The organism is Janthinobacterium sp. SUN118 (assembly GCF_030397695.1).
Lineage (GTDB): Bacteria > Pseudomonadota > Gammaproteobacteria > Burkholderiales > Burkholderiaceae_D > Janthinobacterium.
The window spans coordinates 2,713,929-2,739,494 of the sequence record NZ_JAPUBV010000001.1; the positions used below are offsets into that span (position 1 = coordinate 2,713,929).

Consider the following 25,566-nt stretch of genomic DNA (forward strand, 5'->3'; position numbering starts at 1 on the left):
CGCATCATCTGTGTCAAGATAAGCGATGCTGAAAAATGTAACGCAACCACCACGGCGCGACGCCTCGCTGACGCGCGACACCATCATCGACGCCGCCATCAGCCTGCTGGACACGGCCGGCGAGAGCGGCCTGACATTCCGCGCCCTGGCCGCGCGCCTGGCCACGGGCGCGGGCGCGATTTACTGGCACATTGCCAACAAGGACGAGCTGTTCACGGCGGCCAGCGACAGCGTCGTCATGCGCGCCATGGAGGCTGTCTTGCCGGGCGCCACGCCGCCAGCCTGCATCCGGGCCGTGGCGCTGGCCGTGTTCGAGGCGATGGATGCACATCCGTGGCTGGGCTCGGCGCTGGCGCGCGCGCCGGGCCAGTTGCCCACCGTGCGCATCCTCGAGCGCCTGGGCCGGCAAGTGGACGCGCTGGGCGTGCCGGCAGAGCGGCAATGGCTGGCCGCCTGCACGCTGCTCAATTATCTGCTGGGCGTGAGCGGGCAGAATGCGGCCAACGCCGCCATCGGCCGCGCCAACGGCCTGGACAGGTCTCATTTCCTCGACAGCCTATCAGCCGCGTGGTCGCGCCTCGATGCGCAGGCGTTTCCATTTGCCCGCAAGGTGGCGGGGCAGCTGCGCACGCACGACGACCGCGAGGATTTTTTGGCGGGCATCGACCTGATCGTGCATGGCTTGCAGGCGCTGCAGGCGGGCCGCTAGCCCAGCAGGCGTCCCAGCAGCGGCGCCAGCAAGACCGTCACGACGCCGGAAAAAATCATCGTCAGGCTGGCCACGGCGCCTTCTTCCGTGCCCACGCGGCGCGCCACGGACAGGCCGAAGCCGTGCGCGGCCGCGCCATACGGGGCGCCGCGGGCGATGCGCATGCGCAGGGGCAGCAGTTTCAGCAGCGGTTTACCCAGCATCAATCCAAACAGGCCCGTCATCACGACAAAGATGCCCGTCAGCTGGGCCGAGCCGCCCATGTGGCGCGACGCTTCCAGCGCGAACGGCGTCGACACGGAACGCGCCAGCAGGCTGCGCGCCATGTCGCCGTGCACGCCCAGCAAGCGGTCCAGCAGCAGGGTGGCGGCGACCGATGCCACGATGCCGGCGCAGCTACCCAGCGACAAGGCCAGCCAGTGCTTGCGGATCAGTTTGCGCTCCTGGAAGATGGGCAGCGCGAACGCCACGGTGGCAGGCCCCAGCAGCCACGGCAGCCAGCGCGTCTCGCCGAAGTACGTGGAGAACGGCGTCGCCGTCGCCTGCACGATGACGATCAGGATGGCCGAGGTGCAGATGGCCGGCGTCAGCAGGAAGTGCGGGTGGCGCTTGTGCACGGCCTGGTTGGCATAGAACAGCACCAGGGTCAGCAGCAAAAAAAGCAGGGACAAGACGAGGGTGCTCATGCTGCTGCCCTGGCATTGCGCTGGCGCCGCAGTGTTTGCAGGCGCAGCCGGCGTTCATAGCGGCACACCCATTCCACGGTCAGGGCCGTGGCCAGCATCACGCAGGCAAAGCCCAGGCCGATGTTCACGAACAGCATCAAGCCCTGTGACTTCAACAGCTGCGTAAATTGCACCACCGATACCACCAGCGGGATGAAGAACAGCAGCATGTTGGCCAGCAGCCAGTTGGCGCCCAGTTCGATGGCGGCCGGCCGCACCCAGCCCGCCAGCAGCAGGGCTACCAGCACGAACAGGCCGACGACGCCGCCGGAAAACGGCAAGTGCAGGGCGGCGGCGGCCTGGTCGGCCAGCCACCAGGCGGCGATCAGCACGCCCACTTGCCACAGCGTCTGCGCCGGCTGGCGCCAGGCGGGCATGGAGGGCAGGGCGGCGACAGGATGGGGGACGGCTTTCACGGCGGGCTTTCAAGTTGCAGGGGGAAGTTTTCATTGTAGGGATTGCACATCAAAAGATAAAATGACTTAAACTCATGATCATCATTCGATATTGGAATGCATTATGGATATCCGCTCCCTGCGCTACTTCGTCGAAGTGGTCGAGCAGAACAGTTTTACGCGCGCGGCCGCCCGGCTGCACGTGACGCAGCCCACCGTCAGCAAGATGATCCAGCAGCTCGAACAGTCGCTGGACCTGGCCCTGCTGGACCGCGCCGGCAAGCGCTTTACCCTGACGGATGCGGGCCAGGTGGTGCTGTCGCGCGCGCATGAGCTGCTGGCCCTGCATGCGGAACTGAAGGTGGAATTGCGCGACCTGCAGCAGATGGAGCGGGGCGAGCTGCGCGTGGGCGTGTCGCCGCAGACCCATTCCACGCTGGCGCCGTGGCTGGCCGAATACCACCAGCGCTATCCGGGCATCGAGCTGAAGATGTATGAAAGCGGCACGCAAGCCATCGAGCGCGACTTGCGCACGGGCACGGTGGAGCTGGGCACCATGCTCGACTACCCGGGCAATGCGGCCACCTGGCAGGATTTCGACGCATTGCCCCTCGTGCGCTCGCCCCTGTGCCTGCTGGCACCGGCCGACAGCGCCTGGCGCGGCCGCGCCTCGGTGGCCCTGGCCGAGCTGGCCGGCAGTCCCTTCGTGTTCTACGGCGCCTCGTTCGCCCTGAACGACATCGTGCTCGACGCCTGCCAGCGCGCCGGTTTCGTGCCGCGCATCGCCGGCCGCAGCGGCCAGTGGGATTTCATCGCCTCGCTGGTGCGCCTGGGCGTGGGCGTCTGCCTGCTGCCGAAGATGTATTGCGACACGCTCGACGCCGCGCATTTTGCCGTCATCCCGCTCGACGGCCCGCCCGTGGAGTGGAATTTGATGCTGGCCTGGCGCCGCGGCGGCCGGCTGTCGTTCGCCGCGCGCGCCTGGCTCGATCTCGTCAGGGCGCACATGGCGCCGCCCGGGCGATTACAATAGGCGCTCGCCAACCACCGCCAAACACATGAAGAACATCGGTAACGCCAAACTCAAGCGCACGGCAGGCTCATTGCTGCTGGGATTGCTGTGCACTGTGGGCCTGATGAGCGAGATGGGCCATGCCCAGGCCGCCATTCCCGTTTATGGCTACTTCGTCAAGAATAGCTATCCGCACGATCCGCGCGCCTTCACGCAGGGCCTGCTGTTCAAGGATGGCCACCTGTATGAAAGCACGGGCCAGAATGGCCAGTCGTCGTTGCGCAAGGTGGACCTGGCGACGGGCAGGGTGCTGCAGCGGGCCATGCTGGACAAGAACGTGTTCGGTGAAGGCATCACGGCCGTGGGCGACGAGATCCTCGGCCTGACGTGGACCTCGCAGACCGGCTATGTGTTCGACCAGAAAACCTTCCAGCTGAAGCGCACTTTCAGCTACAAGGGCGAAGGCTGGGGCCTGGCCAGCGACGGCAAGGCCGTTTACATGAGCGACGGCACGTCCGCCATCCGCGTGCTGAATCCGAAGACCCTGGCCGAGGTGCGCCGTGTCGAGGTGAAGGCCGAAGGCCGTCCCATCGAGCGCCTGAACGAGCTGGAAATGGTCAATGGCGAGCTGTTCGCCAATGTGTGGGGCGCCGACGTGATCGCCCGCATCGACCCGGCCAGCGGCAAGGTGGTGGGCTGGATCGACCTGACGGGCCTGCTGCCGCCCGAACAGCGGGGCACGGCCAATCCCGACGCCGTGCTCAATGGCATCGCCTGGGATGCGCGCGGCAAGCGCCTGTTTGTCACGGGGAAATTGTGGCCGAAGCTGTTCGAGATCGAGCTGATCGAGATCCAGCGCCATTGATGTTTCCTGCGGGACAGTGTTGCTGGGGATGAATCGTTTATGATGTTCATCCTTCGCCCGGTGCGACCTTTACAGGATGCCATGCTGTCCCTACCTTTATGCCGCCTGACGGTCGCCGCCGTCCTGGCCGCCGTCATCCTGCCCGCCGTGCAGGCGCAAACGCCGTACGTGCCGGTGAGCAAACAATATGGCGACTTCGTCGTCACCAACGACCGCCACGACCCGCTCGTCACCTTGACTTTCCGCAAGCAGGGCTATTGGCCAGGCGGCGCGCGCGAAGTGGTGGAAGTGCGGCCCCTGCCGGCCACGCGCGAAGGCCAGCCCATGCTGCTGGCGTTTACCAAGGGTTATACGGGCCAGGGCACCATCCTCATCGGCGTGCAGAACGGCGAACCGCTGATGCGTCCCGTCAGCCCCCTGCAGCGCGACAGCATGGTGCGCACGGAGCGCGACCCGGAATGGGGTGTGCCGCAGCGGGGGCGCGACAGCCTGCTGCTGTTTGCCCGCGACGGACGCGCGCTCGATACGCGCACGGGCGAGCTGCTGTGGTTTGACGTGCAGGGCGTCGTCACCGGCGATTATCCGAATGCCATGCTGGTGTCCGTCTCGCCCGACAGGCAGCGCGCCGCCTACCTGTCGAATGCGCTGACCAAGGTGAAGATCATCGTTGCCACGCGCGACGACGGCATCGCCGGCGCCCTGGCCTTGCCGCCGGATACCTACCAGCGCTGGCTGAAACCGTTGTCGGACAAGGCCTCCGAGCAGGCGCACGTCGCCATCAAGGCGGGCAAGGGCCGCACGGATTCGAACCGCATCCGGCGCGAACTGGAACTGGCCTGGTTTGGCGAGCAATTTCAATGGAAACAGGGCCAGCACGGCTGGCAGGTGACGGGCCTGGGCTTGACGACCACGCCTGTCGCCGCACAAGGAGCACAGCCATGAAAATCCATCACCTCCTCGGCGCCTGCCTTGCCGCGGGCTTGCTGGCCGGCTGCGTGCATGGCGAAATGTTTCCCAGGGATTATCTGGCGCAAGACATCGACAGGCAGCAGGCGTTGCTGGAACTGGACGTCGCCTTCGAACAGGCGCCCGACTACAAGCTGACGTCGCGCAGCTCGGCCCGCGCCGACGGCAGCCTCGAGTACTCGGGGGCGCCGCACATCGTCGTGCCGTTCTACCAGAAGGGCCTCGGCTTCGACCAGGGTTTTGCCGGCACCTACATCTTTGCCGTCGTGTATCCGGTTGCCAAGGTCGAGACGGCCACGGCCAGCAGCCGCGTCTTCGGCCAGCAAGTCGATGCATCGCAGCAGGGCGGCCAGCGCTACCGCTTCCGCGTGCCGGGCAAGGCGCAGTGGAACAGCAATGAAACCTTCATGCTGAGCTTTGCGCGCAAGGATCGCCGCGAGGAAATCACTTTCCGTTTCAGCAATGAAAAAAGCTGTCCATCCGCCTTCAAGGCCATCACGCCACGCTATGGTTTTCCGATCAGCGTCAGCGCCACCTTCAAGGATGGCAAGGGTTGCCTGAAAGTGTGCGACAGCCGCGACCAGTATCCGGGCTTCTGCGCCTTCCAGCCGCCGCCAGCCGCCTGACTATCATCATGCAAGCCACGCGCCGGCGCTTGCCGGCGCGGCGCTTATACACGTGCGCCTGGCCGGCAATCTCTCCAATTGTCATCGAATTGCGCATAAACCCCGCCTTTTGCCAGGCTAGCCTGGCTGGAAATTGACGCAGATCAATTCCCGCATCGGCATGCAACTCTTGCCGCAAAAACATCTTTCCTAAGCGTATTATATTCTTGCCGTTTTCAGCGCACCTTGCATGGCGCGGCGACGGCCTGACATCCGAAACGCCTCATCCCGTGGAGAGACCAGAATGAAAATGCCCGTGTTAGGAAGTACGCAAGCCGCCATTACCAACCGCCCACTCGACATGCTGGCCACCGACACGGCGGCCGTGCGCGCCATTGCCCAGGCGGCCGTCAGCGTCGAGCTGTTCACCATTCCCCTGTACATGGCTACCATGTATTCGATCCAGGGCACGCACCAGATCAATTCGCAGGGCATCACCTATTACGAAGGCCGCCAATGGCCGGGCATGGGCACCACGGCGCGACCAGAACTGGCGGAACAGAAAGCCTTCAACATCATCTTCAGCGTCTTCATCCAGGAGATGCTGCACCTGCAGATGGCCGCCAACCTGGCCACGGCCATCGGCGCGGCGCCGTGCTTCACGGGCTCGGAACTGCAATCGCAGGAGCATGGCTGGACCTGCTATGGCAAGGACTGCACGGTGATTCCGCACATCGTCGACTTGCAGGACACGTCCGGCTACCGCCATGTGCGTGTCAACCTCGAGGAATTGAACGGCAACCAGTGCGACCTGTTCCTTGCCATCGAGCAGCCGGAAGAACAGGCGCGCGAACAGTTGCGCGCGTTCGACCGCCAGGATCACACGAAATACTTCCCCGACGTGCCGCTGGCCGGCTGGACGCCGGGCAAGCATGTGCACGACCTGCCCCTGTTCGGCACCATCGGCTATATGTACGAGTGCTATGCGCGCTATATCAGCATCGAATACACGGACGGCGAGGCGCTGTGGCAAAAGCTGTTCGTCAACGGCTCCGTGCAGCAAGACATGTTCAACAAGAAGGTCGATGGGCATGAACAGGCCGAGTTTCCCCGTTTCGACACCTGTTTCGGTCCGCAAGAGCAGGATGGCGGCCTGACCGGCTCGTTCAACAAGGCCATCGACATGATGGCGGCCATCACCGACCAGGGCGAGGGCAGCGAGACGGCCATCAAGCGCTACCGGCGCGACGCGGCCGTGCGGCTGATGGCCGTGCAGCCCGACTACCGCGAAGACCTGGCGGCCCTGAAAGTCGATTACCCCTCGTACTCGAACGATGGCAAGGAGGCGGCATCGCGCGATGCGGCCGCGCGCCACGACAGCGCGCCGTTCGACCATTACGAGCGCTTTGGCCAGGTGAAGGAGATGCTGCCCGTGAAAACCTGGGCCCAGTGGCACAAGGAGGGCCACCGCTGGGACGAAGCCATGCTGACCAACGAGCGCTATCACAAGGCAACGGCGCCGAAGAATATTCCCGCGCCGGGCGACGTGGCGGGCGCGCTCAACCGCCTGAAGGACACGGCCGGCACCTTGAAGATGCTGAGCACGGTGGCGACGGGCGCCATCTATGGCATCACGTCGGTGCTCGACACCTACTGGCAAAAGCAAGGCACGGAGTTCCCTTACCCGTCGATGGTGGGCGCGGGCGACCGCATGGCCATCTGCTGGGCCGTGCTGGGCCAGGCGCCGAACCTGGCGACGGGCGTGCCGGTGGCCGAGAAGGGCGTGCTGTACCACGCCTGCCAGGGCATGCACCTGGCAGGCGAGGCGTCGTCCACCTGCGCCGCGCTGGCCGTCTACCATACCTGCCGCGGCTCCAATGGCTGCCATGCGCAGGGCGGTTGCGGCTTTGCCCAGCCGGACACGGGCGGCTCGTCCTGCGGCCATTCGGTGAAAGCCGTCGCGGCAGCGGGCAATCTGTGCGGCACGCCCAAGCCGGTTCCGCCAGGCAAGCAAATCTATAGCGCGCCCAGCGACAACAAATGCGCGACATTCGGCGGCTGCGCCGTGCCGATCTCGGCCTCGCAGCTGTATCCGAACACCACCAAGACGCAACCGCCCGAGTCCGCCACCATGGTGCTGTACGATTTCGGTCCCGCGCCCGACCACCACCCCCAGCCGCTGCAGCAGACCCTGACGTTTTCGCTGGGCGACAATGTCTATGACAAGGCCTGGGAAGCCTACGGCAAGGTGATGGCGGCGCGCGGCACGCCCGTGGGCGCGGCGCCGGCGCCCACCGACCTGCGCCTGGCCTTGCCGCCGTCGACCTGATGCCGGCCGCCACGACCGGCGCGCCACCGCGCCTGGGCCTGCCGAACCTGGGTCTGGGCGTGGGGCTGCGGCCGCAGCACTATGAGCACATCCTGCGCCACGGGCCGCAGGTGGACTGGTTCGAGATCATCAGCGAGAACTTCATCGACAACCACGGCTATGCGCGCCATGTGCTCGAGCGCGTGGCGGCGCAGGTGCCCATCGTCATGCATGGCGTGTCGCTGTCGATCGGCAGCAGCGCGCCCCTGGACCTCGCGTATCTGCGCCAGCTGCGCCAGCTGGCGGCCGAGGTCCGGCCCGCGTGGATTTCCGATCACCTGTGCTGGACGGGCGCCGCCACCCTCAACAGCCACGACTTGCTGCCGCTGCCGCTCGATGACGCCAGCCTGCGCCATGTGGCCGCGCGCGTGCGCCAGGTGCAGGAATTCCTCGGACGGCCATTGATCCTGGAAAACCCCAGCACCTATGTGGAATTTTCCCGCTCCAGCATGCCGGAATGGGAATTCCTGGGGCGCCTGGCCGAGGACACGGGGTGCGGGCTCTTGCTTGACGTCAACAATGTCCACGTGTCCGCGCATAACCATGGCTTTGACGCGGCGGCCTATATCCGCCAGTTGCCGCACGACCGCATCGTGCAGCTGCACCTGGCCGGGCCCACCGATTGCGGCGACGTGCTGGTCGACACGCACGACGCGCCCGTGCCGGCCGCCGTCTGGCGCCTGTATGCGCTGGCGCAGCAGTTGACGGGCGGCGTGTCGGCCTTGCTGGAGTGGGATGCGAAGATTCCGCCGTATCCGCAGCTGCTGGCCGAACTGGACAAGGCGCGCGCGGCCGAACGGGGCGTGTTCGCGCAGGACGCCATGGCGGCCCCCACGGGCGGCGCCACCTCGACGCCGCTGGGCTTTCACCTGGAGGCCATCCATGCCTGAACCAGTGGTCCTTGCCCTGTCCGCGGCCGAGCCGCCGCCGGTGCCGCTGGCGCAATTGCAAGCCTGGTTCCTGACGGCCATGACGGCGCCGGGCGGGGCGGCGCGCGGCGTGGCACTGGCGCAGCAGCGCCACGGCCTGGCGCCGGGGCACGTGCTCAAGGGCGGCGAACAGGGCGTGGCGCGGCTGCGCATCCATGCCGACGGCTATGTGCAGCGCCTGCTCGAATGCCTGCAAGCCGACTATCCCGTCTTGCGCAAGGTGATGGGCGAGGAACTGTTCGATTTCTTTGCCCGCGCCTATATCTGGCGCCACCCGTCCACGTCCACGACCTTGCATGACCTGGGCGCCGGCTTTGCCGGCTTCCTCGCCGCCACCCAGTCTGGCGCCGGCGCGCGCGCCGAAGCGCTGCGTTTCCCCATTGAACTGGCGCAGCTGGAGCGGGCGCGCAGCGAGGCGGCGCGGGCGCCGGGACTGGAAAATCAGCCCCAGCCGCTACTGCCGCCGGGACTGGAGTTGCTGCTGGGAGGGGCGCAAGCGTGGCGCGTGGCGCCGTGCACGCGGCTGCTGGCCGTGACGTTTCCCGTTTGTGCCTTCTGGGAACAGTTGCAGGTGGCGCCAGAAGGCGAGGCGCCGCCCGAGCCTGCGGCGGCGCCCGGGTTTGTCGCGATAAGCCGCCTGCATTATCGAATTGTCATGCATGCGGTGCAGCCATGGCAATGGTACTGGCTGCAGGCGCTGGCGGACGGCGCGTCGCTTGCGCAGTGCGCCCGGCGGGCCGCCGTGGCCAGCGGCAGGCCACAGGACGAGGTGCTAGCGGACGCCATGTTGTGGCTGCCAATGGCGGCCGCGGCCGGCCTGATCGCGTGTGACGCCTGAGCAGGAGGCGCGCGCGGCAGGCGCAAAAAAGGCCGATAAATATCGGCCTCGATGGGAGTGCGGTGCTTAGCGGTAAATTAGCGGTAAAACGCTTCGACTTTGCCCTTCAGCTTGATCTGCAGCGGACGGCCGCGGCGATCGAGGGACTTGGTGGAAGCGACCTTGATCCAGCGTTCGCTGATGCAATATTCTTCCACGTCAAGGCGCTCCTTGTCGTTGAAGCGGATGCCGACGTCGTTTTCGAACACGGCTGCAACGTGGTAAGGGCTGCTAGGGTCGATCGACAGGCGATCGGGCAATGGGGGTAAGGTGGTGGTATCGTTCATGGCCGCAATTATCGCCCAGAATGCCAATCCAGACAACGGGGTTTCGCATGCCCGCCCGCCGCGGCGTCACGCCAGGCGGGACGCCGCCGCCTGCCGCGCACTATAATGGCGCCTGCCCTAGCGAGAGGAGTCAGCATATGGAAATGGCAGTAAGCGACAGCCTGCGGCGGCAGGCATATGCGCTGGCCGAGGCCTTCGTGCAGGCGCTCGACCGGCGCGATCCCGTTGCGCTGCAGGACGGCTGGGCCATGTCGCCCGCGCTGGCCGGGGAAATCGTCGACATGGTGGACGGTTATTTTGCGCCGCGCCAGCGCCTGTCCCTGGCGCCCCAGGCAGATGCCTTCATGGCGGGCAGGGGCGGGCGTCCGCCCGTCGATGTGTATGCCACAGATGCCGGCCCGCTGGGCATGGAATGCCTGCTGCTTGCCGACGGCAAGCCGGACGAAGCGGTCCTGCACCTGGAAGTGTCCGGCCACGATGGCGCCTTGCAGTTATCTTATAAATACATCGGTTCTTGATAGAAATGAACGACATGGTCAGCGAAAGACAGCAGCGCATCTGCGATAAATTTGATTTGCCGGCGCAGGCGCCCGAACCCATGGTGGCCCTGGCCATCGGCAGCCTGGCGCAGTCGCCCATCTACGGCACGCGCGTCGCGTTGCCCGAGAATGGCACCATCAGCTGGTTCATCCATTGCGGCGAGCACGACGACGCCCTGGACTTTTACCAGCCCCTGCATGCGGAACACTTGCACGAGATGCTGCCGCAAGTGCTCGATTACCTGGCCTTGCCCAGCGGCGCCAAGTTCATCCTCGACCGGGAAGGGTACGAGGATGTGTGGCTGGAAGTATAGGTTTCTAAGTAGCAAGATTCTCGTTGACGTTGGTAAATAGGTATGTGATGCTGCGCGGTCCGTTTCTTTACCTTCGTCCTCGAGAAAGAACCACCATGCCCGTACGTTTCCCCGCCGCCATCTTCGTCATGGCGCTCGCCGCCGTCCCTGTTGGCGCCATGGCAGCCAAGGCTGCGCCGTCCAGCCAGCAGCAGTCCGCCCGCACGGAACACGATATCGCCGCCTTCCTGCGCAGCGAAATGCAGGAACGCCAGATTCCCGGGCTGCAACTGGCGGTCATACAGCGGGGCAAGGTTGTCCTGGCGCGCAATTTTGGCGTGGCCAGCTTGCAGTACCAGGTGCCGGTGACGGACGCCAGCCTGTTTTCCATCAATTCGGCCACGAAGGCGTTTGCGGGCGTGGCCGTGATGCAGCTGGTGCAGCAGGGCAAGATCGACCTCGCCGCGCCGATCGGCAGCTACCTGCCGCACTTGCCCCCTGCGTGGCAAGCCGTGACGGTGACGCAGCTGCTCAACCATACATCGGGCTTGCCCGACGTGCTCGATCAGCGCAGCGGCAAGCTGGTGGGACCGCAGCCGGACGATGCCGATGCGGCGTGGACAGCCGTGCAGGCGCTGCCGATGGATTTCCAGCCGGGCACGCGCTACCGCTATAACCAGAGCAATTATGTGCTGCTGGCGCAATTGATCGAGCGCCAGGGCGGCCAGCCCTTCGTCGACTTCGTCCAGCGCCACCAGTTCGACGTGGCCGGCATGCGGCACAGCGGCTTTGGCGATGCGAAGGACGTGGTCGCCAACAAGGCCAGTTCCTATGTGCTGGCCCGGGGCGGCAAGGGGTACCGCAACGTCATCGAGGATTTCCCCGTCTTCATGCGGGCCGGCGCCGGCATCAACAGCACGGCGGGCGAACTGGCCAACTGGCTCATCGCGCTGCAGTCGGGGCGCCTGCTGGCGCCCGCCAGCGTGGAGCGGCTGTGGCAGCCGACCACTTTCAGCGATGGCAAGCCGGCGCCGTGGGCGCTGGGCTGGCCCACCATCCGCCGCGACAGCCACCGCGCCGTGGCCGGCATCGGCGGCGCCCGCTCGGCATTCTATGTATATCCGGACGATGGCCTGGCCATCATTATCCTGAGCAACCTGGCCGGCGGCCAGCCGGAACAGCTGATCGACAGCGTGGCCGGCTTTTACATCCCGGCACTGCGCCAGCAGAGCGGCGGCGCCTATGCCGCGCACCTGTTGCGGCAAGGCCTGGGCAATGGCGCGTATGCGGACCTCGGGCAGAAGCTGTCGGCCATCCGGCAACAGCACGCCTTGCCGAATCCGCCGGAAGACGACTTGAATGCCTGGGGCTACCGCCTGCTGGCCCGCCAGCAGCCGAAGCAGGCCGTGGCCGTGCTGCAACTGGGCGTCCAGCTGTATCCGGACAGCGCGAATGGCCACGACAGCCTGGCCGAAGCATTCGAGGCGGACGGCGCCACGGCGCCAGCCATCGCGCACTACCGCCGCTCGCTGGAACTCGATGCGGGCAATGCGCACGCCGTGGCGCGCCTGAAAAGCCTGGCCGCCAACTAGCCGCGCGGGTCGGGGGCGTCAGCCCTGCTTGCCGTGTTCGGCCCCGTGCATGGCCAGGTAGGCTTGCAGGTTGTCGTCGTCTATGCCCAGGGTGCGCAGGATTTGCGCCGTGAAGGTGACGGGCGCCGTGCCCGGCGCCGTGATGATGCGCTGGTCGGCCACGGCCCACGGCACGTCCTGGTACAGGGCGGCGCCCGCATAGCCGACGGCCGTCAGGTTCTCGGCGGAATTGGAAGTGTGGCGCACGTTGTCGAGCACGCCAGCTTGCGCCAGCACGCGGGTGCCGTCGCAAATGCCGGCCAGCACGATGTTTTTGTCGCGCGCGGCGCGCAGCAGGGCGCCCAGCTCGGGTGCCTGCGGCGTCTGCCAGCTGCTGCCGCCGCAAACGATGAGCAAGTCCAGTTCCTCGAGTGAAATGGCTTCCAGCGCCAGCTGGGGCGTGACCAGCATGCCGCCCGACGAGGTGACGGCATGGCCGCCCGGCGTGGCAAACTGGGTATAGAAGCCGTAGTACAGGCGCGCCGTGGAGTTGATCAGGGCGGTTTCCCAGTCGGCGAAGTTTTCGGTAAGGATGGTGATGGCGCGTGTCATTGCAAGATCCTGTCTCAGGTGGTGTCGGCATGGTACGGGCCGGCTGGCCCGTTGGTGGCGAAATCATAATAAAAGACACTGACAGTTTCTGTCAGGAGCGCGGCCATGGCCCCGGGCTTGCTGCCTTGGGCCGCAGATGCTATCGGCAAGAAATGATGATACAAACCGCAACAAGCTGCGCTACAATCGCGCACCCGTCCACGCGGACGGTGCCGTGTCGCCCGTAGTCATTCCTGCAATCTATCTCTAGCCAGCCATCGCCGCCATGCTGATCCTGTTTTGCCGTGTCCTGCTCAGCATTGCTGGCCTGTTCGTGTTCTTCCTCCTCGATCAGTTAAGCGCGAACGAATTCGCCAAGCTGGGCGTCCTGCTGGCCGCGCTGCTGCTGGGCGTGGGTGGCGCGCTGAACGCATGGGGCTGCAGCGACGGCGCCATCACGCTGCTGTTGCGCATTGCGCTGCCCGTGTTTTATCTGGATGCCGCCATCAAGGGCTTTTTACGTGGCTATTTTGGCATGCGCCCCAATCCGAATGCGGTTTTGCAGGCAATGTTTGCGACAGATCAAGCGGAAACGGCGGAATTCTTCCAGCATAACAGCCTGGCCCTGCTGCAGGCGGCCGGCTGGTTTGGTGCGGTGACGGCGGCCGTCATGCTGGCCGACCACTGCCTGCAGCGCCGGCAGCGGATGCGCGCCATGGTGCCGGGCCCATGGCAGCGGGGCTTTGCCGCCTTCATGTGCGTGTTCCTGGTGCTGCTGCACGTGAATACCACCATGCGCCGCGAAAACCCGCTCCTGTTCTGGCCGCTGCGCTACCAGCAGTACGATGCCCAGCTCGAAGCTATGCAAGCCATGCAGCGCGCGCTGGCAACGAAGATGGCGTCGCCGCCGGACTGGCAGGTGCGCTACGCGGGCGAGGATGCGCACACGGTGATCCTGGTGATCGGCGAAAGCACGAACCGCGCCTCGATGTCGCTGTATGGCTACCCGCGTGCCACCACGCCGCAGCTCGACGCCATGCGCTCGCAGTTGCTGGTATTCAATGACGTGATTTCACCGGCCTCGAGCACGGTGGAATCGATGATGACGATGCTCACGCCGGCCGACATCGGCAATCCGACCGCATGGATGGCCAAGCCGAACCTGCTGATGCTGGCCGAGGCGGCCGGCTACAAGACATTCTGGGTGTCCAACCAGGCGCGCAACGATGGCTGGATAGGCTTGCTGGCTGGCGAGGCCGACGAAAGCGACTTCATCAACTTCGGCACCGGGCGTGGCGAAAACAATTTCGATGGCAACCTGTTCCAGCCATTTGGCCATGCCTTGCGCGACGAGGCGCCGAAAAAGCTGATCGTCGTGCACTTGCTGGGCGCCCATCCCAGCTACGACATGCGCTATCCCAGCCGTTTTTCGCATTTCGACAAGCAACGCGACACCGTCAGCGCGCAGATGGCCAGCCAGGGCCGCTCCGCGTGGATACGCAACCAGCGCGACGAATACGACAACGCCATCCGCTATGGCGACTATGTGCTGGGCAATCTGATCGCCATGACGGACCTGGCCAAGTCCGACCGCGCCGCCTCGCTGCTGTTCGTCTCCGACCACGGCCAGGAAGTCGGTCACAGCCGCAATCACGCCGGCCATTCCGCGTCGGACAAGAGCGGCTATGAAATTCCGATGCTGATGTGGAGCAACCGGCAGCTGGGCCAGTCGAACGTGGCGCGCGCCGTGCTGGAAAGCCGGCCGTACCAGACGGACAAGCTCGATGCGACCGTGCTGGGCTTGCTGAAGATCGAGACGCGCTACTATGCGGCGCACGACGATATCCTCAGCAACGCCTTCACGCCCGTGCCGCGCTTCATGAACGGCGTGCGCTACCAGCGCGGCGCGGTGCCGCCGCAGGCGGCGGGCCGGCAAGCCATCCTGCGTTGAGGGTGCGCTGAAACGACAAGGGCCCGGCGCCGCCGCGCAGTGCGGCGGGGCCGGGCCCCAAGGGTAATGCTTGATTACTTTTCGGCGAATGCGCGCTCGACAACAAAGTCGCCTGGCGTCGAGGTGTTGCCTTCCTTGAAACCACGCTCTTCCAGCATGTCTTTCAGGTCGCGCAGCATGTCCGAGCTGCCGCAGATCATCACGCGGTCTTCGGCGGGATTGAGCGCAGGCACGCCCAGGTCTTCGAACAGCTTGCCGGTTTCGATCAGTTCGGTGATGCGGCCCATGTTGCGGAAGTCTTCGCGTGTCACGGTCGGGTAGTAGCGCAGCTTGTCGCTGACCATTTCGCCGAGGAACTCGTGGTTCGGCAGGTGCTCGACCAGCAGGTCGTGGTAAGCCAGCTCATCGACCTGGCGCACGCCGTGCACGAGGATCAGCTGGTCGAAGCGCTCGTAGATGTCCGGATCGCGCACGATGCTGAGGAAAGGCGCCAGGCCGGTGCCCGTCGACAGCATGTACAGGCGCTTGCCTGGCAGCAGGTAATCGGAGACCAGGGTGCCCGTCGGCTTGCGGCCGACGATGACGGTGTCGCCCACTTGCAAGTGCTGCAGGCGCGACGTCAATGGACCGCCCGGGACCTTGATGCTGAAAAATTCCAGGTGGTCTTCGTAATTGGCGCTGGCGATACTGTAGGCGCGCAGCAATGGCTTACCGTCGACGCGCAGGCCGATCATGGTGAAATGGCCATTCGAGAAACGCAGCGATGGGTCGCGCGTGGTGGTAAAGGAGAACAGGGTATCCGTCCAGTGGTGCACGCTTAATACGCGCTCTTCATTCATCGAACTCATAGTGTTTGTTGGCTGGTCAAAAAAATGGTTAGTTGCTGGCAACTGCTGGCAAAAGTGAAACCCTGTGTAGGCCCAGACGCTATTGTACTGGCGTCCACACGAAATTGTTACCGTCTATCGCCGCCATTGCTGCCGCACGCGGTGCCGACATTATAGTGCGAATGGCAAGGCGGGGCTGGAATTCGCCCGGAAACACGCGGCCGGCATGCGCTCTCTTGACCTGGCTCACTTTTTCGCCTGGCCAGGTATCGCCGGGCCGGGCCGTCAGGCGCCGCGTGCCTGCAGTGCCGCCGCGGCCACGTCGCGCATCTGTTGCAGGGCGGCCGCCAGCGCGCTCAGGCTGGGGCTGTCCTCGTCAAACCGCTCGTCCAGGCAGCCAGCCAGCGCGTCCAGGCTGCTCAGTGCCTCGTCCAGCCGCGCCTGCAGATCCAGATAGAACGCCGCAGGCGTGGCGGCCACGGCAGCGGCGAGCCCGGCAAGGTCCGGCCCCGCATCCACAGCCACTTGCTCGCCGCCATGCTGCCGCAGCTGTTCCTGGCGCCGCGCCCGCTCCCAATCGGCAAGGGCAAAGGCGGGCTCGCCGGAAGTGAGCGGCAGCAGGCGCAAGTCTGGCAGCAGCTTTTCATTGAGCCTGCGGAAGATGGTCGCGCGGTGCTCGTCGTCGGCCGGGTACAGCGCCTGCCAGTACCGCGCGCACAATTGCTGCAGCAGGCTGAAGCCGGGGGCGAGGGCGTCGACACCCGTGCGATGGACTTGCGCCTGCAGCAGCCATGCCGCCAGTTGCAGATCCTTGCTGTCGTGCGCCAGCGCGTGCGCGGCCAGCCCGGCCACGCGCTGCCAGTCGGCCTGCCTGAGCTGATGCTCCCAGGCGCCCATCGGCAAGCTGGCATCATCGTGCCGGCGCGCCTGTTCGATGGCGTGGTACACGGGACCGCCGCGCAGCGGGGCGCCGGCGGGAGCGGCGGCCGCAGTGGACGCATCGAGGGGAGCGATCAATTGTTCGAAGGAAAAGCCCGTGTTCGCCTCGAAATAGGCGTGCGCGCGGCTGGTGTGTGCTGGAGTCATGGCGTCCTGGCCTGGATGGCAAAAAGCATAGTTTGCCATTGCCACAAGGCAAAGTGCTATGTTTTTATGCCGCAGCGCCGGCAGATGCAGGCCTTGCCCCGTTGTTCGGGTGGCACGCGGGCGCGCGCGGCCGCGTCAATGGGCTGCGCCTGGCACCAGCAGGGCGTGGCAAAGCTGCCCGACCGGGCCGGTGCGCAGCCGTTCGGGCCGCCGCACAGGGGGCAACGGTGCTCCGGGGCGGGAACGCCTTTTAAAGGGGCCTGCATCGCCTATGGTACGCAGGAAGGCGCGGCCGTGGCGCTGCGCCGGAAGCGCCGGCGGATGGCGGCGTTGGCCGGCTCGGACAGGTAGCGGGCGACGAGGGCCGCCGCCAGCGCCGTTGCGGCGAGGAACACCAGCAGCCATGGCAGGCGCTCCGCATAAGCGAGGCCCGCCTTGTCGACGACGTTGCGCATGCCGGCCAGCACGATGATATGGAATAAATACAGTTCATAGCTGTGGCGTCCCAGCCACTGCAGCGGCGCGAACCGGGGCGGGCGGGCCGCCTGTGCGGTCGTGCCGCCCAGGATGAAGGCGGCGCTGGCCACGGCGATCCAGGTAAAGCCAAACACTTCGTGGCCGCCGATGCCGCGCACATACAGCGCCGCCAGGGCAAGGCCGGACAGCAGGCGCAACAGCTGGCCCTGGCGTGGTCGCAGGCGCACGGATTGCGCCAGCAGGGCCGTCAGGCAGCCGATGGCGATGGCGTCGAAACAGGCGAAATAGCCGTACATGAAGTAAATTTCATTGTCGGCGTGCAGGCTGCGGTAGGTGGGTCCGGCCACGATGGCGGCGCCGCACAGCAGCAGGATCCAGTGCCGCTTGCGCAAGAGCCGGCACGACAGCGGCAGCAGCAAGTAAAACATTTCCTCGACCGATAGCGACCAGTACACGTTCAGGCAGTAATTGAAATAGCCGGCGCTCTGCATCAGCACGTTGTGCCAGAAGGTCAGCACGGAAGCGATGGCGATGACGAAATAGCTGGCCGGCAAGTCCTTGCCGCCGTCCGAGTTGGCGAAGAAGGGCACGTCCAGCGTGCCCAGCATGACGATGATGGACAGGGCCAGCAGCAGCGACGGCAGCAGGCGGGCGATGCGGTAGACATAGAAGGCGGCCAGGTCGATGCGCGCCAGGTCGCCCCAGCGGCGCAGCGACGTCGACGTGATCAGGTAGCCGGAAATGACGAAGAACATCGTCACGCCATAATTGCCCTGATAGGCGGCGCGCAGCAGCCAGCCGGGCAAGGCTTCGAGCGGGCTGTTCTTCAGGCCGTAAGCCAGCGCGAAGTGCAGCACCAGCACGCACAGGATGGCGGCGCCGCGCAGGGCGTCGATATGGCTGTTCCGGGTATTCAATGTGCATCCTTGTCGCAAGAGGGTGGCGGGTACGCGCGCGGCCAGCGGCCTATGCCGGCTGGCGACTGAGGGGGCAATTATGCGACACGTGTCGCTCACAGGTCAACGATTTTCAAGATAGTGGGCAGGCAATGGCGCTACAGAGCAAGGGGCGGTGAAGTCTTGCGTGTATGATATTGCCGAACAGAATTGTTGGGCATCTGTCATCTTCAAAGGCGCGTTTTTCCCGCGCGTCCGCCCGAGACTCTGCGCGCACGATGCCGCTTGCCAGGATGCCTGACCCACAGTGAAAGGTAACGATGATGTATAAGACAGTGCGCGACATGTTCCTGCATTTCAAGGAAGCCGTCCCATTCCGGCTCGTCCCGGCCCTGATTTGCACTGCCTTGCTGGTTGGCATGTTATTGCTGCCGGCGCCGGAAGGCTTGACGCCGAAGGCCTGGGGCCTGGTGGCGATCTTCCTCACCACCATCCTGGCGATCATTTTAAAAGTCATGCCCATCGGCGTGATGGCGATGATGGCCATCGTCATCGTTTCGCTGTCGCAGGTGACGTCGACCTCGTCCAAGGGCGCCATCACGGATGCGCTCAGCAGTTTTTCGAATCCCCTGATCTGGCTGATCGTCGTGGCCATCCTGATTTCGCGCGGCCTGAAAAAGACGGGGCTGGGCAGCCGCATCGGCCTGCTGTTCATCTCGCTGCTGGGCAAGCGCACCATGGGCATCGGTTATGGCCTGGCCATCTGCGAACTGGTGCTGGCGCCTTTTACGCCGAGTAACACGGCGCGCGGCGGCGGCATCGTCCACCCCGTCATGAAATCGATCGCCAACGCCTTCGACTCGGATCCGGCCAAGGGCACGGAAAAGAAGGTCGGCACCTACCTGGCCCTCGTCAACTACCACGCCAACCCGATAACCTCGGCCATGTTCCTGACGGCCACGGCGCCGAACCCGCTGGTGGTCGACTTCGTCGCCAAGGCCAGCGGCCAGACCTTTCACCTGAGCTGGACCACCTGGGCCCTGTGCATGCTGCTGCCGGGCCTCGCGTGCCTGCTGGTGATGCCGCTGGTCATTTACTGGCTGTCGCCGCCGGAACTGAAGGCGACGCCGGACGCCGTCACCTATGCAAAGGCGGAATTGAAAAGCATGGGCCCGCTGTCGCCGTCGGAAAAAGTCATGCTGGGCACCTTCGGTTTGCTGCTGCTGTTGTGGGCCAACGTGCCCGCCATGCTGTTCGGTCCCGCGTTTTCGCTCGATGCGACGGTGGTCGCCTTCGTCGGCCTGTTCGTGCTGATTATTACCGGCACCATCGACTGGGACGACGTGCTGTCGGAAAAGAGCGCCTGGGACACCCTGGTGTGGTTCGGCGCCCTGGTGATGATGGCCGAGCAACTGAACAAGACGGGCGTGATCGCCTGGTTCTCGGCCGGCATGAAGGCGGCCATCGTCGCCAGCGGCATGGACTGGCTGCCGATCGCGGCCGTGCTCGTGCTGGTGTTTGTGTTTTCGCATTACTTCTTTGCCAGCACCACGGCCCACATCAGCGCCATGCTGCTGGCCTTCCTGACCGTCGGCCTGCACCTGATCCCGGCCGCATACCACGTGCCCTTCATGCTGATGATGACGGCCGGCTCGGCCATCATGATGACCCTGACCCACTATGCGACGGGTACGTCGCCCATCATCTTCGGCAGTGGTTTCGTGACGATGGGCAACTGGTGGCGCGTCGGCTTCATCATGTGCGTGCTGGAACTGCTGATCTTTGCCATCGTCGGCACCACGTGGTGGAAGCTGCTCGGCTACTGGTAAGGCGCAGCTACAGCTGGCGCGCCAGGCTCTGCATCGCAGCCAGGCAGTGCGCCAGCTCGCCGCCGACGGCGCGCTGCCACAGGACGGCCGTTTGCGACCAGGCTTTTTGCGCCAGCAAGCCACGGATTTCCTCTTGCAGCGCTGGTGGCAAGGCGCCGAACCGGCGCAGTTCCAGAGAACGGGGCTGGCCGTGGCGGCCCGCCGGGTCCAGCTCTTCCAGTGCGTCGTGCAGGCTGCCGGGCCGCTGCGGCGCGCCGGCGTCGGCCAGATACGCCAGCTGCAGGTCGGGCGCGTCCTCGACGTCGTAGCCGAGGTCGCGGCAAGGGTCGTCGATCAGCTGGGCCACATTGTAGATCGTCAACACCTGCGCGGAACGCACGACGTCCGTCAGGTCGTGCACATCGACACCGGCGTCCAGCAGGCGCTGCAGGGCCGGGGAGTTAATGAAGGGAAAGCCCGACTCGCCCAGGTCGCGCCAGCGCTCGAGCCACTGCGGCTGCGGCTGGCTTTCATCGACGACGTCGGACCACAGGCCGCGCAGCAGCAAGTGCCGCAGCAAGGGCCCATGGTCCTCGCGTTGCGCCGCCTGCGCCAGGGCGTGCGCCTGGCTGTCGCTATATCCCAGTTCCTGCAAGCGTTCAGAGATTGAGGTCATCGCCTTACTTTCCTGTCATAAAGATTCCGGCATGATAGCGGCTGCGGGCTACGGCGGTCCGTTCAGCCGTGCATGCGCGGCAGCCACATGCCGATCGCCGCCACGGCGATGCCCGCGCCCATCGCCACCGTCAGCAGCGCCAGCACGGCCGCCATGCCCAGGCGCAGCATCGGGCCGCCGCCATCGCGGCAGCGCAGATAGGCTTCCAGCACGGCCAGCGGCAGCAGATACTGGGCAAAGGCGAGGATGCCGAGGGCCGGTCCAGTGAAGGTGGCCGGGTCGAAACCGGCCGGGCCGCCGTTGACGGCCAGCCAGAACATCAGTCCCACGCGGAAAAACCACACGCCGCTCACCGCCAGGAACAGGCGCAGCGCCCAGCGGCGGTGCGCCGCGATGTCGCGCCGCACCGCGTTTTTCAGCGCGAGGCCCGCGAACAGCAGCACCAGCACGGCATTGAGGCTGATGCCGAGATGCTGCACCATGTCGCCCACGGCGCCGCGCCACCACAGCATGTACAGTCCCGACACGGCGGCCAGCACGGCGCCGGCCAGATATATGCGGCCGTTCCAGCGGTGCAGGCGGGGCGCGCGGCGGCGGACCTGCGGCACCAGCTGCAGCGCGCCGCCCAGCATGATGACGGCCGCCAGCAGCAGGTGCACGCCGGTGGCCAGGTTGCCGATGCCGTCGCCGGGTACGTGGCCATGCGTCATGACCGTGTTCCAGCCCTGGAAGTGGCCACGCGCGGCATGGCCGCCGTACAGGGCCACGATGTAGGCGGCAAACACCAGCTGGCCGATGACGGTGGCGAGGAACCAGAAGGCGGCGGAGGCGGACAGCGCCGTGGTGCTCCATGTTCCGGCCGTGGCCTGGAACGGCGAGGGGCAGGGCATGGCGGTGGAAGTTGCGGATGGCATGGGGTCTCTCCTGACAGGGTGTGCAGCCATCAGCATAGGCGGCCGCCTGCCTGGCGGGCGCGAACAGGCGGCGACGGTGCGACGAACGGCGGTTTTCAGGACTTGAATGGCGGCCGCTTCCCGCGTATCGTGGCGCCATGATGCCCGCGCCTGTCACCGTCCGCCGCGCCCCAGCGTTCCTGCCGACCGCGCGGCAGGCGCTCGTCGTGACGGTCTTCACCTTGCTGCTGTCGTGGCTGCTGCATCTGCTCAGCGGCACTTCGTACCTGGGCGTGTTTGGCCGCATCGGCTTTATCGGTGCGGTGCTGCTGCTGGCGTACTCGGCGGCGGGGGCCTTGCGTCCGCGCTGGCTGTCGCTGGCGGCCGCGCGCCTGGGCGCCGTGGTGCTGATGGCGCCCGTGGCCGCCCTGGTCACGGCGCTGGCCACGCAGCGGGGCCAGTTCTTTGCCTATCTTGCGCAAACGCAAACCCTCGTCGGCCACTTCCTGATGGTCTTGCTCGCTGTCGTCTTCGGCGTGCTGTTTTCCCTGCTGGCCATGCGCAGCGAACGGCGCGAGCGCGAACGGGCCGACCGCCTGCAGGTCGAACTGGAGAAAAACACCCTGGAGCGGGAACTGCTGGATGCGCGCCTGCGTCTCTTGCAGGCGCAGATCGAGCCGCATTTCCTGTTCAACACCCTGGCCAATGTGGAAGCGCTGGTGGCGTCCGGCTCGCCGAATGCGGGCCCCGTGCTGCGCCACCTGATCGCCTATCTGCGCGCCGCCATGCCGCGCCTGAACGACGCCGGCGCCACGCTGGAGCAGGAATTGCAGCTGGTGCGCGCCTACCTGGAACTGATGCGGGTGCGCATGCCGGACCGCCTGCAGTTCGACGTGGCCCACGTCGCGCAGGCGGCCAGCCTGCGCTTTCCGCCGATGGCGCTGCTGACCCTGGTGGAAAACGCCGTGCGCCACGGCATCGATCCCGGCGTGGCGGGCGGGCGCATCGCCGTCGGCGCGACGGTGGACGCGGCTGGCGGCGCGAGCTGCGTCTGGGTCAGCGATACGGGCGTGGGCATGGCGCCGACGGCGCAGCCCGGCACCGGCTTGAGCAATGTGCGCAGCCGCCTGCAGGCCGTGTACGGCGCCCATGCCCGGCTGGAACTGCACGCGGTCGCCCCGCATGGCGTGCGCGCCGAACTGCATTTTTCTGGAGGCAGGCATTGAACACTATTTCCGCGCTGATCGCCGACGATGAACCGCTGCTGCGCGAGCGCCTGCGCAGCCATCTGGCCGCCCTGTGGCCGGCCCTGACCGTGATCGGCGATGCGCGCAACGGCGCCGAAGCGCTCGAACTGTTTGAGCTGCATCAACCCGACATTGTCTTTCTCGACATCCGCATGCCTGGCCTGGACGGCATCGCTACGGCGCGCGCGCTGGCCCGCCGCGCCCAGCTGGTGTTCGTCACGGCGTACGACCAGTATGCGCTGCAGGCGTTCGAGCAGGGCGCCGTCGACTACCTGGTGAAGCCCGTCGACCCGGCGCGCCTGGCCGACACGGTGCAGCGGCTGCAAGGCCGGCTCGCCACCCGGCTGGCCGATGGCGGCGCACTGGACGCCATGCTGGACCAGCTGGCCAGCCGCCTGGGGCAGCGCGCCGCGGCGCCTGCCTGGCTGCACTGGATCCGGGCATCGGTGGGCAACAGCGTGCGCCTGATTCCCGTTGAGCAAGTGCGCTATCTGCGCGCCGAAGAGAAATACACGCTGGTGGCGTGGGAGGAGGGCGAAGCCCTGATACGCACCAGCATCAAGGAGCTGATGCAGCAGCTGGACCCAAACCGTTTCGTGCAGACGCACCGCGCCGTCATCGTCAACCTCGCGCATGTCGGTGCTGTCACGCGGGGCATGAATGAAACGGCGCAGCTGCACTTGCGCGGCAGCGACGAAACCCTGCCCGTCAGCCGCAGCTACCTGCAGCATTTCCGGCAGATGTGATTGCATTCACGGACAACTACCTATACAAGGAGCGGCAAATGGCAATTATTCCAGCGGCAATGACGGAACACCTGTTTTCCTACGGCACCTTGCAGCAGGCCGATGTGCAGCTGGCCACCTTCGGACGCCTGCTCGACAGCCAGCCCGACCAGCTGCCGGGCTACCGCCTGGCGCTGCTGGCCATCGACGATGCGCAGGTGGTGGCCACCAGCGGCAAGACGCATCATCCGATCGCCTCGCGCAGCGGCGAACCGACGGATTGCGTGCCCGGCGCCGTGCTGGCAGTTTCGCCGGAGGAATTGCGCCAGGCGGACGGCTACGAGGTGGCCGCCTACCGGCGCGCGCGCGTCACCCTGGCATCGGGCAGGCAAGCGTGGGCTTACGTGGATGCGCGCGACGCGCCGCCCTGACCGCTTCCTTCGCTCGCTATTTACGGTGTGACAATGCGTGTATTTTCATGCAGGGAATCCCGTTAACATGGCCGGCAAACCCTTTCCAGCCTGCATGGCGGACGTGCAATGCAGGCGGCTTCTCTTTCCCTATCGCATCGCTCAACGCCTACAAGGAAATATGTCGAACGCAACCATAGAGATTTTATCGGGCAACAATCAAAACCAGTACAGGCTGGTTACGGCAGCCGGCAATGCAGTCGCGACTTTCGCGCCGCTTTCCGTCCGGGTGTCTTCCGGCGGCGTGCCGCTTGCGGGCCGTCAGGTCAGCTGGAGCGCGTCCGGGCAGCCGGCGTCCATGGCCGTGCAGACAGAGCCGGGCGGGGGCGCTGGCAGCGTCACCGTCACGGGAGCCGATGGGGTGGCCGTCCTCGACAGAATGGGCGGGAACGCCGTCTTCGCCTACTATGCCGATGGCGGCTTCGGCGTCACAGCGGCATGCGATGGGGCGAGCGCCGCATTCAAGCAGACGGTCGCCGGGCTGGCGCCGCCCGCGCTCGCGCTGAGCGTGCTATCCGGCGATCACCAGAGCGTGGCGCGCGCGGGTTTCGCGGTGCCCGGCGGCAAAGCCGTCTTTGGCACGCTGCAAGTCAAGCTCACCGACGCGTCGGGGCAGCCGGTACCCAGGGCGAACGTCTATTTCAGGGGGGGCGTCAAGCCGGAGGGCATGGCCATTCAGATGAGCTCGAATTCGGAGGGGGCCCTGCTGACCACCGATGCGAATGGCATCGCCACCCTCGACAGGTCTGGCAGCCACGGCCTGGCTTGCTACTACGCGGAAGGGGCCTTCACGATCGTCGCCGGCGCCGATAATTCATCGACGGCAACTTTTTCGCTCACCGTGGCGCCGTCCGCGCCGCCGCCCGCGCCCATTGCCGGCGCAAGCCTGGCCGTGCACGCGGGAGATGGACAGACGCAGGCGCGCATCCATGGCGCCGGACGCAGCGCGGCGGCAAACTTCGCGGCGCTGACGGTGCAGCTCAAGGGGCCGGACGGCGTGCCCCTTGACGGACAGCAGATCAGCTGGTCGTCACCATCCCATCCGCGCGAGATGGCGCTGCAGACGGAGCCGGGTGGCGGCATGTCCTCCATCACCTTTACCGACGCCAACGGCATGAGCACCCTGAACCGGATGAGCGGCTTCAGCGTCAGGGCCTACTTTGCGGATGGCCCGTTCACGCTGCAAGCTTCCCACGGCTCTGCCACGGCGCTGTTCCACCTGACCGTGGGCTGAGGCCAGCTGCCGCTTCCGGCGCAGACCTTGGCGCGCGCGTCAGGCGCAGACCGGATTTTCAACGCCGGGAACAGGGCGTGAAAGCCAAGGGTAGACAGGCGCAGCAAACCATCGAGTCGAATGCGCCGGCGTTTCAAAGAACGCCGGCGGCATTTTCCCGCAGCCGCTTGATTTCTAAAAAGAAAATTCCGCCGACCACCAATAAATGATTGCGCACTGTGCTGTCCACTGTGCTGCCCATAAGCGGCGCCGTGCGCCGTTTTGCATGGCGACTGCTTATGTCCTTTGCGGTTTTGCAATAAGTTCTCGTGTATTGCTTAATTCTTCAGGCGGCAAAAGGACGTCGAGCGGTCCTGCGTGTAATAGTGCTCCACCAACTTGCGTTTTATCGCCGGGGTCTGCACCAGCAATACCGCGCGATGCGAATCCGCTTCGCCATCGCCGCCGATACCCATACGGTATTGCCCGGGCCACCCGCCACCGCGCGCGTCTTCGCGTCAAGAATGAATATCATTAAAATTTATAAAATATTACTATTCAATTG

Annotated in this window: 29 protein-coding genes; 18 read left to right on the forward strand and 11 right to left on the reverse strand. The window is 65.7% G+C overall.

Annotated features, from left to right (window positions below; all coding sequences use genetic code 11):
- Window positions 1-25: 25 nt before the first annotated feature.
- A complete protein-coding gene (locus O0880_RS12265) occupies window positions 26-709 on the forward strand; it encodes a TetR family transcriptional regulator (protein WP_289886691.1) in 684 nt (227 codons plus the stop codon).
- Here O0880_RS12265 and O0880_RS12270 read toward each other — a convergent pair.
- Together O0880_RS12270 and O0880_RS12275 are read right to left on the reverse strand one after the other, a co-directional pair.
- Window positions 706-1,395: an LrgB family protein gene (locus O0880_RS12270; RefSeq protein ID WP_289886692.1), complete on the reverse strand. Its 690-nt coding sequence runs from the start codon at window positions 1,393-1,395 to the stop codon at window positions 706-708. The genes O0880_RS12265 and O0880_RS12270 overlap by 4 nt on opposite strands.
- Window positions 1,392-1,850 (reverse strand): CidA/LrgA family protein, encoded by a 459-nt coding sequence (locus O0880_RS12275; protein ID WP_289886693.1) that lies wholly within the window; start codon window positions 1,848-1,850, stop codon window positions 1,392-1,394. Before O0880_RS12275 ends, O0880_RS12270 begins: the two co-directional genes overlap by 4 nt.
- Before the next feature lie 103 nt (window positions 1,851-1,953).
- Between O0880_RS12275 and O0880_RS12280 the strand changes: the two genes are divergently transcribed.
- The 7 genes from O0880_RS12280 to O0880_RS12310 all read left to right on the forward strand — a co-directional run bounded on the left by O0880_RS12280 (window position 1,954) and on the right by O0880_RS12310 (window position 9,412).
- Window positions 1,954-2,862 carry a LysR family transcriptional regulator gene (locus tag O0880_RS12280; protein ID WP_289886694.1) on the forward strand — a complete coding sequence of 303 codons (909 nt, stop codon included), beginning with the start codon at window positions 1,954-1,956 and terminating at the stop codon, window positions 2,860-2,862.
- A gap of 25 nt (window positions 2,863-2,887) precedes the next feature.
- The gene (locus O0880_RS12285) at window positions 2,888-3,706 is read left to right on the forward strand and encodes a glutaminyl-peptide cyclotransferase (RefSeq protein WP_071323595.1); all 819 of its coding nucleotides are present in this window, start codon (window positions 2,888-2,890) and stop codon (window positions 3,704-3,706) included.
- 81 nt (window positions 3,707-3,787) lie between these two features.
- Window positions 3,788-4,648, forward strand: coding sequence for a hypothetical protein (locus O0880_RS12290; protein WP_289886695.1), 861 nt, complete (start codon window positions 3,788-3,790; stop codon window positions 4,646-4,648).
- Window positions 4,645-5,298 carry a hypothetical protein gene (locus tag O0880_RS12295; protein WP_289886696.1) on the forward strand — a complete coding sequence of 218 codons (654 nt, stop codon included), beginning with the start codon at window positions 4,645-4,647 and terminating at the stop codon, window positions 5,296-5,298. Before O0880_RS12290 ends, O0880_RS12295 begins: the two co-directional genes overlap by 4 nt.
- Window positions 5,299-5,593: 295 nt before the next feature.
- Complete coding sequence (locus O0880_RS12300; protein WP_289886697.1) at window positions 5,594-7,606, forward strand: ferritin-like domain-containing protein; 2,013 nt, start codon at window positions 5,594-5,596, stop codon at window positions 7,604-7,606.
- Window positions 7,606-8,535, forward strand: coding sequence for a DUF692 domain-containing protein (locus O0880_RS12305; RefSeq protein ID WP_289886698.1), 930 nt, complete (start codon window positions 7,606-7,608; stop codon window positions 8,533-8,535). Before O0880_RS12300 ends, O0880_RS12305 begins: the two co-directional genes overlap by 1 nt.
- A complete protein-coding gene (locus O0880_RS12310; protein WP_289886699.1) occupies window positions 8,528-9,412 on the forward strand; it encodes a DNA-binding domain-containing protein in 885 nt (294 codons plus the stop codon). Before O0880_RS12305 ends, O0880_RS12310 begins: the two co-directional genes overlap by 8 nt.
- A 77-nt stretch (window positions 9,413-9,489) precedes the next feature.
- Here the strand turns inward: O0880_RS12310 and O0880_RS12315 are convergent, their stop codons facing one another.
- Window positions 9,490-9,738, reverse strand: a complete 249-nt coding sequence (locus O0880_RS12315; RefSeq protein WP_010398340.1) for a DUF3297 family protein — start codon at window positions 9,736-9,738, stop codon at window positions 9,490-9,492.
- Between the two features lie 137 nt (window positions 9,739-9,875).
- Between O0880_RS12315 and O0880_RS12320 the strand changes: the two genes are divergently transcribed.
- The 3 genes from O0880_RS12320 (at window position 9,876) to O0880_RS12330 (ending at window position 12,162) form a co-directional block, all read left to right on the forward strand.
- On the forward strand, window positions 9,876-10,256 hold the full coding sequence (locus O0880_RS12320) for a hypothetical protein (protein WP_289886702.1): 381 nt from the start codon (window positions 9,876-9,878) through the stop codon (window positions 10,254-10,256).
- A 14-nt stretch (window positions 10,257-10,270) separates the two neighbouring features.
- Window positions 10,271-10,591: a hypothetical protein gene (locus O0880_RS12325; RefSeq protein WP_232251266.1), complete on the forward strand. Its 321-nt coding sequence runs from the start codon at window positions 10,271-10,273 to the stop codon at window positions 10,589-10,591.
- A 95-nt stretch (window positions 10,592-10,686) separates the two neighbouring features.
- Complete coding sequence (locus O0880_RS12330; protein WP_289886703.1) at window positions 10,687-12,162, forward strand: serine hydrolase; 1,476 nt, start codon at window positions 10,687-10,689, stop codon at window positions 12,160-12,162.
- Between the two features lie 18 nt (window positions 12,163-12,180).
- On the opposite strand, the gene O0880_RS12335 is transcribed toward O0880_RS12330, so the two are convergent.
- On the reverse strand, window positions 12,181-12,753 hold the full coding sequence (locus tag O0880_RS12335; protein ID WP_289886704.1) for a type 1 glutamine amidotransferase family protein: 573 nt from the start codon (window positions 12,751-12,753) through the stop codon (window positions 12,181-12,183).
- Between the two features lie 265 nt (window positions 12,754-13,018).
- Here O0880_RS12335 and O0880_RS12340 point away from each other — a divergent pair, with 265 nt between their 5' ends.
- Window positions 13,019-14,683, forward strand: coding sequence for a phosphoethanolamine transferase (locus O0880_RS12340; protein ID WP_289886705.1), 1,665 nt, complete (start codon window positions 13,019-13,021; stop codon window positions 14,681-14,683).
- Window positions 14,684-14,757: 74 nt separating this feature from the next.
- Here the strand turns inward: O0880_RS12340 and O0880_RS12345 are convergent, their stop codons facing one another.
- The 4 genes from O0880_RS12345 to O0880_RS12360 form a co-directional block, all read right to left on the reverse strand.
- Window positions 14,758-15,531, reverse strand: a complete 774-nt coding sequence (locus O0880_RS12345; protein WP_071323603.1) for a ferredoxin--NADP reductase — start codon at window positions 15,529-15,531, stop codon at window positions 14,758-14,760.
- Between the two features lie 264 nt (window positions 15,532-15,795).
- Window positions 15,796-16,596: a type VI secretion system protein TssA gene (gene tssA, locus O0880_RS12350; RefSeq protein ID WP_289886706.1), complete on the reverse strand. Its 801-nt coding sequence runs from the start codon at window positions 16,594-16,596 to the stop codon at window positions 15,796-15,798.
- A 56-nt stretch (window positions 16,597-16,652) separates the two neighbouring features.
- Window positions 16,653-16,862 carry a cysteine-rich CWC family protein gene (locus tag O0880_RS12355; RefSeq protein WP_083411792.1) on the reverse strand — a complete coding sequence of 70 codons (210 nt, stop codon included), beginning with the start codon at window positions 16,860-16,862 and terminating at the stop codon, window positions 16,653-16,655.
- 3 nt (window positions 16,863-16,865) lie between these two features.
- Window positions 16,866-17,990, reverse strand: coding sequence for an acyltransferase (locus O0880_RS12360; RefSeq protein ID WP_289886707.1), 1,125 nt, complete (start codon window positions 17,988-17,990; stop codon window positions 16,866-16,868).
- Between the two features lie 302 nt (window positions 17,991-18,292).
- On the opposite strand from O0880_RS12360, the gene O0880_RS12365 reads away from it, so the two are divergent.
- Window positions 18,293-19,798 carry an anion permease gene (locus tag O0880_RS12365; protein ID WP_289887353.1) on the forward strand — a complete coding sequence of 502 codons (1,506 nt, stop codon included), beginning with the start codon at window positions 18,293-18,295 and terminating at the stop codon, window positions 19,796-19,798.
- 7 nt (window positions 19,799-19,805) lie between these two features.
- Here O0880_RS12365 and O0880_RS12370 read toward each other — a convergent pair whose 3' ends face one another.
- Together O0880_RS12370 and O0880_RS12375 are read right to left on the reverse strand one after the other, a co-directional pair.
- Window positions 19,806-20,453: a hypothetical protein gene (locus O0880_RS12370; protein ID WP_289886708.1), complete on the reverse strand. Its 648-nt coding sequence runs from the start codon at window positions 20,451-20,453 to the stop codon at window positions 19,806-19,808.
- Between the two features lie 62 nt (window positions 20,454-20,515).
- A complete protein-coding gene (locus O0880_RS12375) occupies window positions 20,516-21,367 on the reverse strand; it encodes a DUF2306 domain-containing protein (protein WP_289886709.1) in 852 nt (283 codons plus the stop codon).
- Between the two features lie 137 nt (window positions 21,368-21,504).
- Between O0880_RS12375 and O0880_RS12380 the strand changes: the two genes are divergently transcribed.
- The 5 genes from O0880_RS12380 to O0880_RS12400 all read left to right on the forward strand — a co-directional run bounded on the left by O0880_RS12380 (window position 21,505) and on the right by O0880_RS12400 (window position 25,231).
- Window positions 21,505-22,572 (forward strand): histidine kinase, encoded by a 1,068-nt coding sequence (locus O0880_RS12380; protein ID WP_289886710.1) that lies wholly within the window; start codon window positions 21,505-21,507, stop codon window positions 22,570-22,572.
- The gene (locus tag O0880_RS12385; RefSeq protein ID WP_289886711.1) at window positions 22,569-23,339 is read left to right on the forward strand and encodes a LytTR family DNA-binding domain-containing protein; all 771 of its coding nucleotides are present in this window, start codon (window positions 22,569-22,571) and stop codon (window positions 23,337-23,339) included. The genes O0880_RS12380 and O0880_RS12385 overlap by 4 nt, the downstream gene beginning before the upstream one ends.
- Window positions 23,340-23,377: 38 nt before the next feature.
- A complete protein-coding gene (locus tag O0880_RS12390; RefSeq protein ID WP_071323610.1) occupies window positions 23,378-23,749 on the forward strand; it encodes a gamma-glutamylcyclotransferase family protein in 372 nt (123 codons plus the stop codon).
- 67 nt (window positions 23,750-23,816) lie between these two features.
- On the forward strand, window positions 23,817-25,022 hold the full coding sequence (locus O0880_RS12395) for a hypothetical protein (protein WP_289886712.1): 1,206 nt from the start codon (window positions 23,817-23,819) through the stop codon (window positions 25,020-25,022).
- Between the two features lie 77 nt (window positions 25,023-25,099).
- Complete coding sequence (locus O0880_RS12400) at window positions 25,100-25,231, forward strand: hypothetical protein (protein ID WP_289886713.1); 132 nt, start codon at window positions 25,100-25,102, stop codon at window positions 25,229-25,231.
- Window positions 25,232-25,339: 108 nt separating this feature from the next.
- On the opposite strand, the gene O0880_RS12405 is transcribed toward O0880_RS12400, so the two are convergent.
- On the reverse strand, window positions 25,340-25,477 hold the full coding sequence (locus O0880_RS12405) for a hypothetical protein (RefSeq protein ID WP_289886714.1): 138 nt from the start codon (window positions 25,475-25,477) through the stop codon (window positions 25,340-25,342).
- Window positions 25,478-25,566 lie beyond the last annotated feature (89 nt).